Here is a 17,735-nt window from a genome sequence, read left to right on the forward strand (position 1 = left end):
CGGTCGCTGATCGACGATGAGGAAGGGGACGGAAGTGGCAGTGCCTGTGTCGGACCGTCTGCCCGTACGGGCCCGAGGCTCGGTGCACCGGGCGTTCCGCGTGCTCGCGCTGCTGCTTCTGCTCGCCGCAGCCGTCGACCTGCTGTCGAACCTGGTCCCGCGCCAGGCCTCGATGCGGGAGCTGCTCGACGACGTGCGCGCCGGCCGGACCTCGGTGGTCCACGTCTTCTACACCGCACCCGACGCGGTCGGCGTGCGGTGGACCACCGGGTTCGCCGGCGACCGGGAGCTCACCCACCGCTTCGCGACCCTTCCGGGGGGCGAGGGCGGTGAGGCCGAGTTCGAGGAGCTCGTGCGGGACGAGCTCGGCACCACGCCGGTCGCGTTCGACCGGAAGGATCCGCTGGAGAGGCTGGGCGGGCTCGCCTCCCTGGTCCCGGTGCTGTACTGGCGGTTCATTTCCACCGCCTGGCTCGCCTGGGTCGTCCTCGCGGTCGGGACGGCCGTGCTGGTCGACATCGTCGTGCGGGCACGGCTGCGGGCCCCGAGCGCCGGATACTGGCTGACCGCCTGCCTGCTGTTCGGAGCGGGATTCCCCGCCTACCTGTGGTCGGAGCCGGCGGCGCTGTGGCGCCCGGAGGCGGACGGCCGCATCACCGGCGGGGGAGTCGTGGGCCGTACGGCCCTGTGGGCCGCGGGCTTCGCGGCGCTCGCCGTGGCGATGGTCGCGATGCGCTGACCACGGCGCACCACAGTACGACAGCGCCGTGGCCGGGGAGGGCTCAGCCGTCCTCGGCCACGGCGCTGTCGCATGCGGGGCACAGGCCCTCGAAGACGACCGGCGTCGCCCGTCCGCCGGGCGCTTGTCGGCCCCGGGCGGCCCGGCGCGTCGAAGGTGCGGGCCCCGGGGCTGCCCGCATCGGCCGTGCACCGGCTACACCGGCGGTGCGTCCCGGAAGCGGCGGCGGTCCCGGCTGCCCGGGGGCGCGTCGGCGAGCCGGATGACCGTTCCGTCGCGGCCGGCGACGACGGGCTTCGTCGAGCGGTCGGCCTTGGCCTGGTACTGGGCGGCGTCGGCGAGCCGGAAGAGGCGGCGGGCCGACCGGAGGGGGCCGATGGGGTCGCCGGTGGACGCCACCCCGCAGGCCACGCCCTCGCCGAGCTCCAGCTCCGCCGCGCGGACGCACAGCTCCTCGGCGACCGCGACCACCTCGTCCGCCGTCGGGCCGACGGCGAGGAGGCAGAACTCGTCGCCGCCCAACCGGGCGGCGAGGGCGCCGGGGAGCCGGGCGCCACAGCGGGAGAGGACCGAACCGAAGCGTTCGAGGAGGCGGTCGCCGACGGCGTGGCCATGGGTGTCGTTGACGTGCTTGAGGCCGTTCAGGTCGCAGACCACGAGGCTCACGACGGAGCCGTCGGCCCGGTAGCTCTCGATGGCCTCGTCCAGCCGGGTGTCGACGGCCCGACGGTTGGCCAGTCCCGTCAGCGGATCGGTGAAGGCCAGCTTGCGGACCTCCTCCAGCCGCTCGGCCTGGGCGATGCCGGCGGCGACGACCGCCGCCAGCACGGTCGCGAAGTCCGCGTCCGCCCGAGTGAAAGGTTTCTCCCCCGGCGGCCTGGCGACGTACAGCTCGCCCCAGGCACGTCCGTGCAACACGATCGGGGCCACCACGCAACAGCCGCGCCCCCGTCGCCGCAGACCCACCACCCGGCCGGTCGGCAGCGGGTCGACGGCGGTCTCCACCCAGGCGTCCGGTTCGCCGCCGCCCGCCCACTGCTCGTGCAGGAACTCGGTGATCTCGGGGAACTGGTGCACCGGATACGCCTCCGCGTCCGGGAACTCCTCCTCGCCCGCGGCCCGCTCACCCGCGTTGACCAGGACCTTGAGCCGGCCGTGGTCCCGCTCCCAGACGGACAGCGCGGCGAAGCTCCCGCCGAGCCCCTCGCGGGCCCCGAGCGCAGCAGCCCGCCAGAACTCGCGCGGAGTGTGCGCCGCCGCCATCCCCTGCGCCAGCGCCACTACGGCCCGAAGCCGCACGTCCTCACCCATTCCTCCAGCTTAGGGAGGTTTGATCCTTTTTCCCCTCCGAGACGTCACCGTACGTGACAGATGGCGCAAACCGGTGAACGCCGTCCGGGGGAACGGGGCGGCCCCGCAGGGGTCACTCGCCGGGCCAGTTCGGCTTCCGCTTCTCGTTGAAGGCCGCCACGCCCTCCGCCCGGTCGCCCGAGAAGGCCACCGAGCGCCAGGCCGCGTCCTCGACCTCCAGACCGGCCCGCAGGTCGAGGCCCTGCCCGAGCCGCATCGCCTTCTTCGCGGCGCGCAGGCCGACCGGCGAGTTGGCCGCGATCCGCCCGGCGAGCTCCAGGGCGGCGGTGCGGGCGTCCTCCTCCAGGAGGTCCACCAGACCGAGCTCGCGCGCCTCGGCGGCCTCCACCCGGCGGGCCGTGAAGACCAGCTCTGCGGCGCGCGCCGCCCCCACCCGGCGCGGCAGCAGCTGTGTGCCGCCACCGCCGGGGATCACGCCCACGGAGACCTCGGGCAGGCCGACGACGGCGGTCGCGTCGGCCACGATGACGTCACAGGCGAGGGCCAGTTCGAAGCCGCCGCCGAGGGCGAAGCCGTGCACGGCCGCGACCGTCGGCATCGGCAGCTCCAGGACGCCGGTGTAGGCGGCGCGGGCGGTCGGGCGCTGACGGACGAGCTCGGCGTCGGTGAAGGAGTTGCGCTCCTTCAGGTCGGCGCCCACGCAGAAGGCGCGGTCGTGCGACGAGCTCAGGACGGTCACGCGGACGTCCCGGTCGACGGCGAGCGCGTCACAGGCGGCGGCGAGGGAGCGGGCCATCTCGGAGGAGACCGCGTTCATGGCCTTGGGCCGGTCGAGGACCAGTTCTGCGACGTGGCCGTCCTTCCGGACCACCACGAACTCGCCAAAGCGCTGCTCGGACATGACCGCACACCCTCCCGATCGGGGTCCGCCAACGACTGTTAACGGACGTTCACCGGGGGATCTTAAGTCGGCCTGCGGCCCAGGAGCCAGGGTTCGACGACTCCGAGGCCCCTGACCGGCCTCTGCCACATGGGCTGGAGCGCGAAGCGGTAGGTGGCCGTCCGGCGGCCCTCCTTCTCGGCCAGGACCGCCTCCTCGGCGGCCTCCGTCTCCGAGGCCGGCGCCTCGCCGGTCCTGGTCAGCTCCTCCGCGAGCGCGCCGTCGACGAGGACGGCGTCCTTGGGGGCTATCGAGGTGAGCCGACTGGCCAGGTTCACGGTGGTGCCGAAGACGTCGCCCATCCGGGTCGTCACGGTGCCGAAGGCGATGCCGACCCGCAGCGCGGGCATCGTCTCGTCCTGGCCGAGGGTCTCGATGAGCCGGAGCGCGATCTCGGCGGCCGTGCCCGGATCGTCGGCGCAGTAGAGCACCTCGTCACCGAGGGTCTTGATGAGCCGGCCGCCGTGCGCGGCGACCAGGTCGGCGCAGGTGGTCTCGAAGGCCTCGACGAGTTCGCCGAGCTCCTCCTCCTCCAGGCGGCGGGTGAGCCGGGTGAAGCCGACGAGGTCGGCGAAGCCGACGGCGAGCCGACGGTCGACCATCTCCTCGTCGTCCGCGGCCTGCACGACCCGACCGGTGGCGGCGGCGAGCTGCCGGCGCCACACGTAGATGAGGAACTCCTCCAGCTCGGGCAGGAGCAGCTCGACCAGCGGGTACGTGACCTCGGTGCGGGTCATGCCGGGCTCGGGGGGCTCGGTGAGGCCCTCCAGGAAGGAGTCGATCTGCCACTCGGCCAGTCGGGCGGTGGTCTGCCCGGTGGAACGGGCGACCTGCACGGCCATCGGCTCGCTGAGCAGCCCGGCCTCGACGAGGCCGGCGAGTCGCCGCAGGGCGAGGACGTCGGCTTCGGTGAGCGCCTTGGCCTGGCCGATGTCGGCGAAGCCCATGGCGCGCCAGAAGCGGGAGGCGAGCTCCATGGAGACACCCGCGGTGCGGGCGGCCTGGAAGGGGGTGTAGCGGCGGTCGGCGCCGAGGATGAGCTGTTCGAGGCGGATCGCGAGGGGATCGTCGGTCGGCTCGACCGTGTGGTCGACCTCGTGGTGGGGGGTCGGGTACGCGGCCGGCTCGGACCGGCCGCCCGTGTTCGCGTCGTCGACGGTCACCGGCCGCCTCCTGCCCGTTCCCTGCCCACTTGCCCTGCCGATCTGTCGCCTGGATCGCGGTCCACGATACGGCAGGTGTGGAATGGCTCACGCCTGAACGACCAGCCGTTCCGCCCCGTGTCCGGGGCCCGACGGTGCGTCGCCGCCCCGGGTCGTGCACGGGCTGCTCCGGGGCGGCGTCCCGCATCGCGGAGGGCGTCAGGCGGGGGCACGCAGATGGACGATGTCGCCCGCGCCGACCGCTTCGGTGCCACCGCCCTCGGTGGCGACCACGAGCCGGCCGTCGCCGTCCAGGGCGACGGCTTCGCCCTCCAGCATGCGCTCGCCGGGCAGCTCGGCGCGGACGCGACGGCCCAGGGTGGCGCAGCCGGCCGCGTAGGCGGCCTGGAGGCCCGATTCGACGGGGTCGCCGTCGGCCCGCACCCAGTCGCCGTACCACTGCTCCAGGGAGCGCAGGACGGCCCGCAGGAGGGGGTCGCGGTCGGTGGAGGCCGCGCCGGCGAGGAGGAGGGAGCCCGCTGCGGGGACGGGCAGCTCGTCCTCCCGGAGGGTGACGTTGATGCCGAGTCCGACGACGACGGCGTCCGCGCCGGCCCGCTCGGCGAGGATGCCGCCGGCCTTGCGTTCCTCGCCCGCGACGGAAACCAGGAGGTCGTTGGGCCACTTGAGGGACGTGCCGACGCCGGCGGCCCTGGCGAGGCCGGTGGCGGCGGCCACTCCGGTGAGCAGCGGGAGCCAGCCCCAGCGGTGGACCGGCACCTGCGGCTTGAGCAGGACCGAGAGGAAGAGCCCGGAGCGGGCGGGGGCGGTCCAGGTGCGGTCGAGGCGGCCCCGGCCGGAGCTCTGCTCCTCGGCGACCAGCACCGCCCCTTCGGGCAGTTCGTCGGCCCGGGCGGCGAGGTCGCTGTTGGTGGAGCCGGTGGCGGGGACCACGTCGAGGGAGGTCCAGAGGGCGTCGGGGAGGACGAGGGCGCGGCGCAGTGCGGTGGCGTTGAGCGGGGGCCGGTCGAGGTCGGACCACGGCCCGCCGGAGCCTTGGGAGGACGTCATGCAAGCCAGACTAGGTGTGGCAAAGACCGCAGTGCCGAACCGTATCGGCGTCGATACGCTACGGGTCAGTAGGCCAGCAGTAGCCCATTCGTAGTCAACGAACCCCCCGTGACCAGGCAGGGAGCCGCATCCCGATGTCCGAGCCGGCAGAGCAGTACGAGATCGACATTCACACGACCGCGGGCAAGATCGCGGACCTCAAGCGCCGTATCGACGAGGCCACGCACGCCGGCTCTGAGCGCGCGGTGGAGAAGCAGCACGCGAAGGGGAAGCTGACCGCGCGCGAGCGGATCGCCCTCCTCCTCGACGAGGGCTCCTTCGTGGAGCTCGACGAGCTGGCACGGCACCGCTCGACCAACTTCGGCCTGGAGAAGAACCGGCCGTACGGAGACGGCGTGGTCACCGGCTACGGCACGGTGGACGGGCGTCCGGTCGCCGTGTTCTCCCAGGACTTCACGGTCTTCGGCGGTGCGCTCGGCGAGACCTACGGCCAGAAGATCATCAAGGTGATGGACTTCGCGCTGAAGACGGGCTGCCCGGTCATCGGGATCAACGACTCCGGTGGCGCCCGCATCCAGGAGGGCGTGAGCGCGCTCGGCATGTACGGCGAGATCTTCCGCCGCAACACCCACGCCTCCGGGGTGATCCCGCAGATCTCCCTGATCGTCGGTCCGTGCGCGGGCGGTGCGGTGTACTCCCCCGCGATCACCGACTTCACCGTGATGGTGGACCAGACCTCGCACATGTTCATCACGGGTCCGGACGTCATCAAGACGGTGACCGGCGAGGACGTGGGCTTCGAGGAGCTGGGCGGCGCCCGGACGCACAACTCGACCTCGGGCGTGGCGCACCACATGTCGGGGGACGAGAAGGACGCGATCGAGTACGTCAAGTCCCTTCTGTCGTACCTGCCGTCGAACAACCTTTCCGAGCCCCCGGCCTTCCCGGAGGTCGCGGAGACCGAGGCGAACGACGAGGACCGCGAGCTCGACGCGCTGATCCCGGACTCGGCGAACCAGCCGTACGACATGCACCGGGTCATCGAGCACGTCCTGGACGACGGCGAGTTCCTGGAGACCCAGGCGCTGTTCGCGCCGAACATCGTGACCGGCTTCGGCCGGGTCGAGGGCTTCCCGGTCGGGATCGTCGCCAACCAGCCGATGCAGTTCGCGGGTTGTCTGGACATCAACGCCTCGGAGAAGGCCGCGCGGTTCGTCCGCACCTGCGACGCCTTCAACATCCCGGTGCTGACCTTCGTGGACGTGCCCGGCTTCCTGCCGGGCGTGGACCAGGAGTACGGCGGCATCATCCGGCGCGGCGCGAAGCTGATCTACGCCTACGCGGAGGCGACGGTCCCGCTGATCACGGTCATCACCCGGAAGGCCTTCGGCGGCGCGTACGACGTCATGGGCTCCAAGCACCTGGGCGCCGACCTGAACCTGGCGTGGCCGACGGCGCAGATCGCGGTGATGGGCGCGCAGGGCGCGGTGAACATCCTGCACCGGCGCACCATCGCCGAGGCGGAGGACCAGGAGGCGGAGCGCGCCCGGCTGATCCAGGAGTACGAGGACACCCTGCTGAACCCGTACACGGCGGCCGAGCGCGGCTACATCGACGGCGTGATCCTGCCGTCGGACACCCGCCCGCAGATCGTGAAGGGGCTGCGTCAACTCCGCACGAAGCGGGAGTCGCTGCCCCCGAAGAAGCACGGCAACATCCCGCTGTAACCCTCCGGACCCTCAAGGAGCAGTCGACATGATCAAGGTCGTACGAGGAAATCCGACCCCGGAGGAGCTGGCCGCCGCACTGGCGGTCGTCCAGGCCCGGGCCGCGGCCACGGCGGCGTCCGCCGGGGTCGACGGTCCGGCGGTGCCGGAGGGGTGGTCGGACCCCTCCCGCATCGCACGGGCGGTGCGGCACCGGCCGGGCCCGCGGGCCTGGGCGCGGTCGTACTGGCCCGTGTAGTCGTCGCGGGGGCGGGGGCCGGACTCCTTGTGCGGGGGTCCGGCCCCCGTCGTCGTCGCGGGGGCCGGGGGGACGGGCCGGCGCTCCGCGGAGGGGCCCCCGACGCGGGTGGAGTTGAGTATCCGTACTCAGGCGCTCCGCCGCTTCCGGTCGCAGGATCAGGAGCATGCTGTGGTCGGATCCGGAGAATCAGCCGCCGAAGTTCATGCGCGAGATGCAGGCGATGCTCCGTCGCGCGGGTGTGCTGCTGGCCGTGGCGATGGTGGTGGGGATGGTCGTGGCCAGCCTGCGCTGAGGCCCCCTCGCGTGCGGAGGCGGGCCGGAGGGGCCGCGGTCCGGACCGACCGCGGCCGAGCGGGGACGCCCCTGCGCCGGGGATTCGACGGGAACGGCCCCCGCACTGGCTACGCTTCCCCCATGACTGCTGATCCGCGCCGTGTCGTGCTCGCCTCCGCCTCTCCCGCCCGACTCGGCCTGCTCCGGCAGGCCGGACTCTCCCCCGAGGTGATCGTGAGCGGCGTCGACGAGGACAAGGTCCACGCCCCGACCCCGGCGGAGCTCGCACTCGCCCTCGCGGAGGCGAAGGCCGCCCACGTCGCCGCCCGGCCCGAGGTGTTCGGCGCCCTGGTCATCGGCTGCGACTCGGTCCTGGAGCTGGACAAGCAGGCCCTCGGCAAGCCGGCCGACGCCGAGGAGGCCACCGCCCGCTGGAAGGCGATGCGCGGCCGGGTCGGCATCCTCCAGACCGGTCACTGCGTCTATGACACGGCGGCCAAGCGCTTCGAGTCGGCGACCGCCTCCACCGTCGTCCGCTTCGGCCGGCCGACGGACGAGGAGATCGCGGCGTACGTGGCGAGCGGCGAACCGCTGCACGTGGCGGGTGCGTTCACCCTGGACGGCCGGTCGGCCCCGTTCATCGACGGCATCGACGGCGACCCGGGCAATGTGATCGGCCTGTCCCTGCCGCTGCTCCGCGGGCTCCTGCGCAAGCTGGACGTGGAGATCACGGACCTCTGGGCCTGACCCCGCGGTCGCTACGCGGGCGTCGGCGCCTCCCCGGGGGCGTCGGCGTCCTCGGCGTACGCCACCAGGGTGAGGATCAGCAGCCCGAGCACGGTCACCAGGAAGGCGAAGGCGGCCCAGCCGAGGAGGCCGACGGCGACCGCGCCGAGGAGGCCGTGGACGACCGCGCAGCCGATGAGGAGCGCACGGCCGAAGCGGCCGGGGCGGCGGTCGCGGACGCCCGCCAGGAGGGCCACCAGGGAGCAGAGGAGGAGGGCGAGGCCGGAGCCGATGCCGAGCCCCCAGGTGCCGGCGACCATCGCCGCGGGGTCCATGCCGTCCAGGGACATCGACTGGGCCTCCACGAAACCGGCCATCACCGCGTTGACGGCGACGATGCCGGGCGCTTCCAGGAAGAGCACCGCGGCCGTGACGAGCGCTATCGGTCTGCGGGCCACTTCGGCCACCCCCTGATATTCCTCTGTTACCGACAGTACGATCGATTGCGCGAAGGCTACTGGCCGGTAAATCGTCGGACAAGGGTTCGCACGTGCCGGACTACGGGGGTCGGGCCGGCAAAGAATCATTGGGCCATTCGTAGGGACTCCACAAAGAAACCCGAACAGCCCCTGGCCGCACGAACAGAGACCTGCGCCACACCTCGGAGCTACTGTGCCGTAAAGGAACCCTGCGTACCGTGGTGCGACAAGGGAATTCACGACCCGAGCAGGCCCGGGGTCACGCTCCGTGTGGGCAAGCTCACCATTGGGGACGGGTCGAAGGGCCGTGTCGGCAGTCCCTAAACTCAGCTTGTTTCAAGGAGGGAGCCATCGTGCGCAAGGTGCTCATCGCCAACCGTGGCGAAATCGCTGTCCGTGTGGCCCGGGCGTGCCGGGACGCGGGCATCGGCAGCGTTGCCGTGTACGCCGATCCGGACCGGGACGCCCTGCACGTCCGGGCGGCCGATGAGGCGTTCGCGCTGGGCGGTGACACTCCGGCCACCAGCTATCTGGACATGGCCAAGGTGCTGCAGGCGGCGAAGGACTCCGGTGCGGACGCGGTGCACCCGGGTTACGGATTCCTGTCGGAGAACGCGGAGTTCGCACAGGCGGTGCTGGACGCGGGCCTGACGTGGATCGGTCCGCCGCCGCAGGCGATCCGGGACCTCGGCGACAAGGTCGCGGCCCGTCACATCGCCCAGCGTGCCGGTGCCCCGCTGGTGGCGGGCACCCCGGACCCGGTCTCGGGCGCGGACGAGGTCGTGGCGTTCGCCGAGGAGAACGGACTGCCGATCGCCATCAAGGCGGCGTTCGGCGGCGGCGGGCGCGGCCTGAAGGTCGCGCGGACGCTGGAAGAGGTTCCGGAGCTGTACGACTCGGCGGTGCGCGAGGCCGTCGCGGCGTTCGGCCGGGGCGAGTGCTTCGTGGAGCGCTACCTGGACAAGCCGCGGCACGTGGAGACGCAGTGCCTGGCCGACACGCACGGCAACGTGGTCGTGGTCTCCACCCGTGACTGCTCCCTGCAGCGCCGGCACCAGAAGCTGGTGGAGGAGGCTCCGGCGCCGTTCCTGACGGAGGCCCAGAACGCGGAGCTGTACGCGGCGTCGAAGGCGATCCTCAAGGAGGCCGGGTACGTCGGTGCGGGCACCGTCGAGTTCCTCGTCGGCCTGGACGGCACGATCTCCTTCCTGGAGGTCAACACGCGCCTGCAGGTCGAGCACCCGGTGACCGAGGAGGTCACCGGCATCGACCTGGTCCGCGAGATGTTCCGGATCGCGGACGGCGAGGAGCTCGGATACGGGGACCCGGAGATCCGGGGTCACTCCTTCGAGTTCCGCATCAACGGCGAGGACCCGGGGCGCAACTTCCTGCCGGCGCCCGGCACGGTCACCCAGTTCACCGCGCCGACCGGCCCGGGCGTCCGCCTGGACGCGGGCGTCGAGTCCGGCTCGGTGATCGGCCCGGCCTGGGACTCGCTCCTGGCCAAGCTGGTCATCACCGGCGCGACCCGCGAGCAGGCGCTGCAGCGCGCGGCGCGCGCCCTGGCCGAGTTCAAGGTCGAGGGCATGGCCACCGCCATCCCGTTCCACCGGGCCGTCGTCGTCGACCCCGACTTCACCGCCGACCCGTTCCGGGTCCACACCCGGTGGATCGAGACGGAGTTCGTCAACGAGATCAAGCCGTTCGCCCCGGCCGGTGGTGAGGCCGAGGAGGACGAGGCGGGTCGCGAGACCATCGTCGTCGAGGTCGGCGGCAAGCGCCTCGAGGTCTCCCTGCCGTCGTCGCTCGGCATGTCCCTGGCCCGCACCGGCCTGGCGGCCGGCGCGAAGCCGAAGCGCCGCGCGGCGAAGAAGTCGGGCCCGACCGCGTCGGGCGACACCCTCGCCTCGCCGATGCAGGGCACGATCGTGAAGGTCGCGGTCGAGGAGGGCCAGGAGGTCAAGGAGGGCGACCTGATCGTCGTCCTGGAGGCCATGAAGATGGAGCAGCCCCTCAACGCCCACCGCTCGGGCACCGTCAAGGGACTGGCCGCTGAGATCGGCGCCTCCGTCACCTCCGGCGCCACCATCTGCGACATCAAGGACTGACGCTCCGCCGAGTTCCACCCAGTACGGTACGGAGGGCCCGCAGGCAACAGCCTGCGGGCCCTCCGTCGAGGGGAGGCCCCGCGCCATGCGCGCCGATGCACGCCGCAACCACGAACGACTGCTCGCCGCGGCCCGTGCCGCCTTCGCGGAACAGGGCGCGGACGCGCCGCTGGAGGAGGTCGCGCGCCGCGCGGGCGTCGGGATCGGCACCCTCTACCGCCACTTCCCCACCCGGGCCGAGCTGCTGAACGCGGTCTTCCAGGAGGCACTGGCGGAGCTGCTCGACCGTTCTCGGGAACTGGCCGGGGCGGAGGCGCCCTGCCGGGCGCTGGTGGAGTGGCTGCGGGCGCTGATCGCCCACGCCGGCGAGTACCGGGGGCTCGCGCACGCACTGATGTCCGCCTCGCACGACCGGAGTTCGGCGCTGGCCCGGTGCAGCGAGCCGCTGCACTCGGCGGGCCGGCGTCTGCTCGAACGGGCCCAGGAGGCGGGGCAGGTGCGGACCGACGTGTCGATCGGCGACCTGATGCAGCTGACCAACGCGATCGCGCTGGCAGCGGAAGGGTGTCCGGAGGACCCGGAGTTGGCGGACCGCCTGCTCGCGCTGACGCTACGGGGGCTCAAGGGCTGAGCCGCGGGGGCACGAGCACCGCCGGATCGGCGTGGGACCCCTGGGGGAGGGTCCCTCGGGTGACGTCAGCGGCGGCGCATGTCCGCGACCCGGGCCGTGCGCTCCATCGTCTCCGCGGCCATTCCACCACCCGGTCCACGGAACTGACCGGCCGCCATCCTCCCCCGCTGGACGGGCAGCGGCACGTCACGGCGGGGCCGGGCGCCCGGGGGGACCTGCTCACCTCCGATGGGCCCGGTGGCCGCGCCCGTACCCGCGACGGCGATCTGGACCCCCTGGTCGGCGAGGGCCTGGAGCTCGGTGGCGGCCCGCTCGTCGTGGGCCGGGGGCTCGTCGGTCACCAGGCGGGTGATGACGTCCGTGGGCACGGTCTGGAACATGGTGTCGGAGCCGAGCTTGGTGTGGTCCGCGAGGACCACGACCTCGGCCGCCGCCTGGACGAGCGCCCGGTCCACGCTCGCGGAGAGCATGTTGGACGTGGAGAGCCCGCGCTCGGCGGTGAGGCCGCTGCCGGAGAGGAAGGCCCGGGAGACCCGGAGCCCCTGGAGCGACTGCTCGGCCCCGCTGCCCACCAGGGCGTAGTTGGAACCGCGCAGGGTGCCTCCGGTCATGACGACCTCGACCCGGTTGGCGTGGGCGAGGGCCTGGGCGACGAGCAGGGAATTGGTGACCACGGTCAGCCCGGGAACCCGGGCGAGCCGACGGGCCAACTCCTGCGTGGTCGTCCCGGCGCCGACGACGACGGCCTCGCCTTCTTCGACGAGGCTCGCGGCGACGTCGGCGATGGCCGTCTTCTCTGCGGTGGCGAGATGGGATTTCTGCGGGAAGCCGGATTCTCGCGTGAATCCACCCGGCAACACCGCACCGCCGTGACGGCGGTCGAGGAGTCCTTCTGCCTCAAGGGCCCGTACGTCTCTCCGTACGGTCACTTCTGAGGTCTGGACGACGCGGGCGAGCTCGCGGAGCGACACGGCTCCATTGGCGCGCACCATTTCGAGGATCAACTGACGACGTTCTGCAGCGAACACGAAACTGACAGTAACGTGAACGGCCGATACTTTTCAGCGCTATGGGCCGAATTGCAGAAGATGCGCATGAACGGGGCCTCCACGTGGTATGGGAGGCCCCGCCGTTGATCGTTCTATGCCCCGGCTTGCCGGGGGTTGTCCGGGTCGGTGAACCGTTCCCGCAGGCGGGGGACGGGGCGCCGCGGGGCCTCAGGCCTCGCCGGTCGCCTTTCGGGTGTGCAACTGCCGTGCCACTTCCGCGATCGAGCCCGACAGAGAGGGGTACACGGTGAAAGCATTTGCGATCTGTTCGACCGTCAGATTGTTGTCAACCGCGATCGAGATCGGATGGATCAGTTCGCTCGCCTTCGGCGCGACGACACAACCGCCGACCACGATGCCGGTGCCCGGACGGCAGAAGATCTTCACGAAGCCGTCCCGGATGCCCTGCATCTTCGCACGGGGGTTGCGCAGCAGCGGCAGCTTGACCACCTTGGCGTCGATCTTGCCCGCGTCCACGTCGGCCTGGGTGTAGCCGACGGTGGCGATCTCGGGGTCGGTGAAGACGTTCGAGGAGACCGTCTTCAGGTTGAGCGGGGCCACCGCGTCACCGAGGAAGTGGTACATCGCGATCCGGCCCTGCATGGCGGCGACCGAGGCGAGCGCGAAGACCCCCGTGACGTCGCCCGCCGCGTAGACGCCGGGGGCGCTCGTGCGGGAGACCTTGTCGGTCCAGATGTGACCGGAGTCCTTCAGCTTGACGCCCGCCTCCTCCAGCCCCATTCCGGCCGAGTTCGGGATCGCGCCGACCGCCATCAGGCAGTGGGTGCCGGAGATGACCCGGCCGTCCGAGAGGGTGACCTCGACCCGGTCGCCGACCCGCTTCGCGGACTCGGCGCGGGAACGGGCCATGACGTTCATGCCGCGGCGCCGGAAGACGTCCTCCAGGACGGCGGCGGCGTCCGGGTCCTCGCCCGGGAGGACCCGGTCGCGGGAGGAGACCAGGGTGACCCGCGAGCCGAGCGCCTGGTAGGCGCCGGCGAACTCGGCACCGGTGACGCCGGAGCCGACCACGATGAGCTCCTCGGGGAGCTCCTTGAGGTCGTAGACCTGGGTCCAGTTGAGGATGCGCTCGCCGTCCGGCTTGGCGTCCGGCACCTCGCGCGGGTGGGCGCCGGTCGCGATCAGGACCGCGTCGGCGGTGAGCGTCTCCTCGGAGCCGTCGGCGGCGGTGACGACCACCTGGCGGGAGCCGTCCACGGCCTGCTGGCCGGAGAGCCGGCCGCGACCGCGCAGCACCCGGGCGCCGGCCCGGGTCACGGAGGCGGTGATGTCGTGGGACTGGGCGAGCGCCAGGCGCTTCACCCGTCGGTTCACCTTGCCGAGGTCCACGCCGACGACCCGGGCGGCCTGCTCGATGTGCGGCGTGTCGTCCGCGACGATGATGCCCAGCTCCTCGTAGGAGGAGTCGAAGGTGGTCATCACCTCGGCGGTGGCGATCAGGGTCTTCGAGGGGACGCAGTCGGTCAGGACGGACGCGCCGCCGAGGCCGTCGCAATCGACGACGGTCACCTCCGCGCCGAGTTGGGCGCCCACCAGGGCCGCCTCGTATCCGCCGGGTCCGCCGCCGATGATCACGATCCGGGTCACTGGGATCTACGCCTCGCGCTCTCGTTCTGCCGGGGGGTCCCCCCGCTGGGATGCAGTGCGTACGCCATTGTCCCGCACGCTTCAAGTGCGTACCCCATTCTCCCGCACGTCCGGCGCGGTCTCGCGCCGGGGCCCCTCAAGGGGGTGCAAAAGGGCGTGCGCAGGACGTTCGACGGGTGCGGGAGGGGCACGGGGCGGCGCCCCGGATCCCCGTGCGGCTGCCGCCCCGATTACTCGCCGGACGCTCCGGGCGCTCCCGTACCCTCGGTCCCATGTCGCTCTACGCCGCTTTCGCCGGCAACCTCGACGCACGGCTGATGAGCCGCCGCGCACCGCACTCGCCGCTGCGCGGCACCGGCTGGCTGAACGGCTGGCGGCTGACCTTCGGCGGGGAGCAGATGGGCTGGGAGGGTGCGCTGGCCACCATCGTGGAGGCTCCGCGCTCCCAGGTCTTCGTGGCGCTGTACGACATCGCGCCGATGGACGAGGACTCCCTGGACCGCTGGGAGGGCGTGGGTCTCGACGTCTACCGGCGGATGCGGATGCGGGTGCACACCCTGGACGGCGAGGAACCGGCCTGGGTGTACGTGCTCAATGCCTACGAGGGGGGTTTGCCGTCCGCCCGCTACCTGGGCGAAGTCGCCGATGCGGCCGAGTCGGCGGGCGCCCCGCACGACTACGTGATGGAGCTGCGCAAACGCCCCTGTTGATCCGTCCCGGGGGGCCGCGGGTCCATGTTCGTCGGAAACGACAAGACAACGATCGCATGTCCGTCAGCATCGTCATCTACGCGCGTAGGAATTCTCCGGCTACGCTTCTTCGCGTACCAAATCAGTCCGGGGTTCCCCTCGGACCCCCCTCCCCGAGGCGAGAGAGTCAGTGAACGCAACTGCCACCCCGTACGAGGCCGCCGAGGCCGCTGCCGCACGTCTTCGCGAGCTGACCGGCGTCGAGAACCACGACGTCGCCCTGGTCATGGGATCCGGCTGGGCCCCGGCCGTCGACGCCCTGGGCTCCCCCGAGGCCGAGTTCCCGGTGACCGAGCTCCCGGGCTTCCCGCCGCCGGTCGTCGAGGGCCACGGCGGAAAGGTCCGCTCGTACAAGATCGGCGAGAAGCGCGCTCTGGTCTTCCTCGGCCGCACCCACTTCTACGAGGGGCGGGGCGTCGCCTCCGTCGCCCACGGCGTCCGCACCGCCGTCGCCGCCGGCTGCAAGACCGTCATCCTCACCAACGGCTGCGGGGGCCTCCGCGAGGGCATGCGCCCCGGCCAGCCGGTCCTGATCAGCGACCACATCAACCTGACGGCCGCCTCCCCGATCGTCGGCGCGAACTTCGTCGACCTGACGGACCTGTACTCGCCGCGGCTGCGCGCCCTGTGCAAGCAGGTCGACGAGACGCTGGAGGAAGGCGTCTACGTCCAGTTCCCCGGCCCGCACTACGAGACCCCGGCCGAGATCAACATGGTCCGCGTCCTCGGCGGCGACCTCGTCGGGATGTCCACCGTCCTGGAGGCCATCGCGGCCCGTGAGGCCGGCGCCGAGGTCCTCGGCATCTCCCTGGTCACCAACCTGGCGGCGGGGCTCTCCGGCGAGCCGCTGAACCACGAGGAGGTCCTCCAGGCGGGACGCGACTCGGCGGCCCGGATGGGCGAGCTGCTGACGCAGGTGCTGGACCGGATCTGAGCCCCCGGGCCCCGCGCCCCCGCCCCCCGGGCTCCCGGGCTCCCGGGCACGCGGAACCGCCGCACGGGGGCCGTCCTCCCGCCCCGCCCGCTCCCGGTTCCGGGGGGGCTCCCCCGGGCCCCGCTCGGTCCGCCCGCCGTCCCCTCCGGACGGCGGGCGGTCCGGCGTCGACACCGCCGCGCCACGGACCGGTCGACGCGCACCGTGCGGATGCCGCGGCGGAAGCCCGGTTACGGAAGGGGGCGGGACGGGGAAAGGCTCCGCGCGGCGGCTCACGACCCGCACCCCCTCCACCCCGCCCGTCCGCACACCCGAAAGGCACACCGTGACGCAGGACGACCTCCTCACCCGGGCCCAGGCCTGGCTCGCCGAGGACCCCGACCCGGAGACCCGGGAGGAACTGGCCGCGCTCCTCGACCGCGGCACGACCGACGAACTCGCCGCCCGCTTCGGCGGCACGCTGCAGTTCGGCACGGCCGGGCTCCGCGGCGAGCTCGGCGCCGGTCCCATGCGGATGAACCGCTCCGTGGTGATCCGTGCCGCCGCCGGCCTGGCCGCCTACCTGAAGGCGAAGGGCCGGACCGGCGGCCTCGTGGTCATCGGCTACGACGCCCGTTACAAGTCCGCCGACTTCGCCCGGGACACCGCCGCCGTGATGACCGGTGCCGGGCTGCGGGCCGCGCTGCTCCCCCGTCCGCTGCCGACCCCCGTCCTCGCGTACGCCATAAGGCACCTGGGCGCCGTCGCCGGCGTCGAGGTGACCGCGAGCCACAACCCGCCGCGCGACAACGGCTACAAGGTCTACCTGGGCGACGGCTCGCAGATCGTGCCGCCCGCCGACGCGGAGATCGCCGCCGAGATCGACGCGGTCCGGTCGCTCCACGACGTGCCGCGGCCGGACGACGGCTGGGAGGTGCTCGGCGACGAGGTCCTGGAGGCCTACCTGGCCCGCACGGACGCCGTGCTGACCCAGGGCTCCCCCAGGACCGCGCGCACCGTCTACACGGCCATGCACGGCGTCGGCAAGGACGTCCTGACGGCTGCGTTCGCCCGGGCGGGCTTCCCGCCGCCCGCGCTCGTCGCCGAGCAGGCCGACCCCGACCCGGCCTTCCCGACGGTCGCCTTCCCGAACCCGGAGGAGCCGGGGGCCATGGACCTGGCCTTCGAGGCCGCCCGGGCCGTGGACCCCGACCTCGTCATCGCGAACGACCCGGACGCCGACCGCTGTGCCGTGGCCGTGCCGGCCCCGGACGCCGAGGGCGGCTGGCGGATGCTCCGCGGCGACGAGGTGGGCGCGCTGCTCGCCGCGCACCTGGTGCACAAGGGCGCCACCGGCGTGTTCGCCGAGTCGATCGTGTCCTCCTCGCTGCTCGGCCGGATCGCCGAGGCCGCCGGCGTCGGCTACGAGGAGACGCTGACCGGCTTCAAGTGGATCGCCCGCGTGGACGGCCTGCGCTACGGCTACGAGGAGGCGCTCGGCTACTGCGTCGACCCGGAGGGCGTCCGCGACAAGGACGGCATCACGGCGGCGCTGCTCGTCACCGAGCTGGCCTCGGAGCTCAAGGAGCAGGGCCGGACCCTCACCGACCTGCTCGACGACCTGGCGGTGGCGCACGGCCTGCACGCCACCGACCAGCTGTCGGTGCGCGTCGAGGACCTCGGCGTCATCGCGAACGCGATGGCCGCGCTCCGCGAGCGTCCGCCGGCCTCCCTCGCCGGTCTGACGGTCGTCTCGGCCGAGGACCTGACGAAGGGCACGGAGTCGCTGCCGCCGACGGACGGGCTGCGCTACCACCTGGAGGGCGCCCACAAGGCCCGGGTGATCGTCCGCCCGTCCGGCACCGAGCCCAAGCTCAAGTGCTACCTGGAGGTCGTCGTCCCCGTCGGTGACGCCGGCGAACTGGCCGCGGCCCGCGCGACCGGGGCCGAGGTGCTCGCCGCGATCAAGCGGGACCTGGCCGAGGCGGCCGGGCTGTAGCGGAACGCCGGAGGGCCGGTACGGGATCG

The 17,735-nt window shown here is 72.7% G+C and carries 17 protein-coding genes; 10 read left to right on the forward strand and 7 right to left on the reverse strand.

Features of this window, described 5'->3' with window-relative positions:
• Nucleotides 1-34: 34 nt before the first annotated feature.
• On the forward strand, nt 35-739 hold the full coding sequence (locus tag ACFW22_RS31165) for a hypothetical protein (RefSeq protein WP_386411087.1): 705 nt from the start codon (nt 35-37) through the stop codon (nt 737-739).
• A 195-nt stretch (nt 740-934) separates the two neighbouring features.
• On the opposite strand, the gene ACFW22_RS31170 is transcribed toward ACFW22_RS31165, so the two are convergent.
• The 4 genes from ACFW22_RS31170 to ACFW22_RS31185 form a co-directional block, all read right to left on the reverse strand.
• Nucleotides 935-2,050 (reverse strand): diguanylate cyclase domain-containing protein, encoded by a 1,116-nt coding sequence (locus ACFW22_RS31170; protein ID WP_386411090.1) that lies wholly within the window; start codon nt 2,048-2,050, stop codon nt 935-937.
• A 112-nt stretch (nt 2,051-2,162) separates the two neighbouring features.
• The gene (locus ACFW22_RS31175; protein WP_386411093.1) at nt 2,163-2,951 is read right to left on the reverse strand and encodes an enoyl-CoA hydratase/isomerase family protein; all 789 of its coding nucleotides are present in this window, start codon (nt 2,949-2,951) and stop codon (nt 2,163-2,165) included.
• Between the two features lie 62 nt (nt 2,952-3,013).
• Nucleotides 3,014-4,153 (reverse strand): adenylate/guanylate cyclase domain-containing protein, encoded by a 1,140-nt coding sequence (locus ACFW22_RS31180; RefSeq protein WP_386411096.1) that lies wholly within the window; start codon nt 4,151-4,153, stop codon nt 3,014-3,016.
• A gap of 198 nt (nt 4,154-4,351) precedes the next feature.
• Nucleotides 4,352-5,203, reverse strand: a complete 852-nt coding sequence (locus tag ACFW22_RS31185; protein WP_386411099.1) for a biotin--[acetyl-CoA-carboxylase] ligase — start codon at nt 5,201-5,203, stop codon at nt 4,352-4,354.
• Between the two features lie 134 nt (nt 5,204-5,337).
• Here ACFW22_RS31185 and ACFW22_RS31190 point away from each other — a divergent pair, with 134 nt between their 5' ends.
• The 4 genes from ACFW22_RS31190 to ACFW22_RS31205 all read left to right on the forward strand — a co-directional run bounded on the left by ACFW22_RS31190 (nt 5,338) and on the right by ACFW22_RS31205 (nt 8,191).
• The gene (locus ACFW22_RS31190) at nt 5,338-6,930 is read left to right on the forward strand and encodes an acyl-CoA carboxylase subunit beta (protein ID WP_386411102.1); all 1,593 of its coding nucleotides are present in this window, start codon (nt 5,338-5,340) and stop codon (nt 6,928-6,930) included.
• A gap of 28 nt (nt 6,931-6,958) precedes the next feature.
• Nucleotides 6,959-7,168 carry an acyl-CoA carboxylase subunit epsilon gene (locus ACFW22_RS31195; protein WP_386411105.1) on the forward strand — a complete coding sequence of 70 codons (210 nt, stop codon included), beginning with the start codon at nt 6,959-6,961 and terminating at the stop codon, nt 7,166-7,168.
• A gap of 166 nt (nt 7,169-7,334) precedes the next feature.
• A complete protein-coding gene (gene mmpB / locus ACFW22_RS31200; RefSeq protein WP_386411108.1) occupies nt 7,335-7,463 on the forward strand; it encodes a morphogenic membrane protein MmpB in 129 nt (42 codons plus the stop codon).
• 122 nt (nt 7,464-7,585) lie between these two features.
• The gene (locus ACFW22_RS31205) at nt 7,586-8,191 is read left to right on the forward strand and encodes a nucleoside triphosphate pyrophosphatase (protein WP_386411111.1); all 606 of its coding nucleotides are present in this window, start codon (nt 7,586-7,588) and stop codon (nt 8,189-8,191) included.
• 11 nt (nt 8,192-8,202) lie between these two features.
• Here the strand turns inward: ACFW22_RS31205 and ACFW22_RS31210 are convergent, their stop codons facing one another.
• Entirely contained in the window at nt 8,203-8,628 is a 426-nt protein-coding gene (locus tag ACFW22_RS31210; RefSeq protein ID WP_386411135.1) for a hypothetical protein, read from the reverse strand.
• A 374-nt stretch (nt 8,629-9,002) separates the two neighbouring features.
• On the opposite strand from ACFW22_RS31210, the gene ACFW22_RS31215 reads away from it, so the two are divergent.
• Nucleotides 9,003-10,757: an acetyl/propionyl/methylcrotonyl-CoA carboxylase subunit alpha gene (locus ACFW22_RS31215; protein WP_386411114.1), complete on the forward strand. Its 1,755-nt coding sequence runs from the start codon at nt 9,003-9,005 to the stop codon at nt 10,755-10,757.
• Between the two features lie 85 nt (nt 10,758-10,842).
• Complete coding sequence (locus ACFW22_RS31220; RefSeq protein ID WP_386411117.1) at nt 10,843-11,388, forward strand: TetR/AcrR family transcriptional regulator; 546 nt, start codon at nt 10,843-10,845, stop codon at nt 11,386-11,388.
• Nucleotides 11,389-11,453: 65 nt separating this feature from the next.
• On the opposite strand, the gene ACFW22_RS31225 is transcribed toward ACFW22_RS31220, so the two are convergent.
• Entirely contained in the window at nt 11,454-12,380 is a 927-nt protein-coding gene (locus ACFW22_RS31225; protein ID WP_386411138.1) for a DeoR/GlpR family DNA-binding transcription regulator, read from the reverse strand.
• A 225-nt stretch (nt 12,381-12,605) separates the two neighbouring features.
• Complete coding sequence (locus ACFW22_RS31230) at nt 12,606-14,045, reverse strand: NAD(P)H-quinone dehydrogenase (protein ID WP_386411120.1); 1,440 nt, start codon at nt 14,043-14,045, stop codon at nt 12,606-12,608.
• A gap of 272 nt (nt 14,046-14,317) precedes the next feature.
• Between ACFW22_RS31230 and ACFW22_RS31235 the strand changes: the two genes are divergently transcribed.
• The 3 genes from ACFW22_RS31235 to ACFW22_RS31245 all read left to right on the forward strand — a co-directional run bounded on the left by ACFW22_RS31235 (nt 14,318) and on the right by ACFW22_RS31245 (nt 17,706).
• Complete coding sequence (locus ACFW22_RS31235) at nt 14,318-14,755, forward strand: gamma-glutamylcyclotransferase (protein ID WP_386411123.1); 438 nt, start codon at nt 14,318-14,320, stop codon at nt 14,753-14,755.
• A gap of 169 nt (nt 14,756-14,924) precedes the next feature.
• Nucleotides 14,925-15,728 (forward strand): purine-nucleoside phosphorylase, encoded by an 804-nt coding sequence (locus ACFW22_RS31240; protein ID WP_386411126.1) that lies wholly within the window; start codon nt 14,925-14,927, stop codon nt 15,726-15,728.
• Nucleotides 15,729-16,053: 325 nt separating this feature from the next.
• Nucleotides 16,054-17,706: a phospho-sugar mutase gene (locus ACFW22_RS31245; RefSeq protein WP_386411129.1), complete on the forward strand. Its 1,653-nt coding sequence runs from the start codon at nt 16,054-16,056 to the stop codon at nt 17,704-17,706.
• Nucleotides 17,707-17,735 lie beyond the last annotated feature (29 nt).

The sequence above is a fragment of the Streptomyces sp. NPDC058872 genome, from assembly GCF_042743065.1.
Classification (GTDB): domain Bacteria; phylum Actinomycetota; class Actinomycetes; order Streptomycetales; family Streptomycetaceae; genus Streptomyces.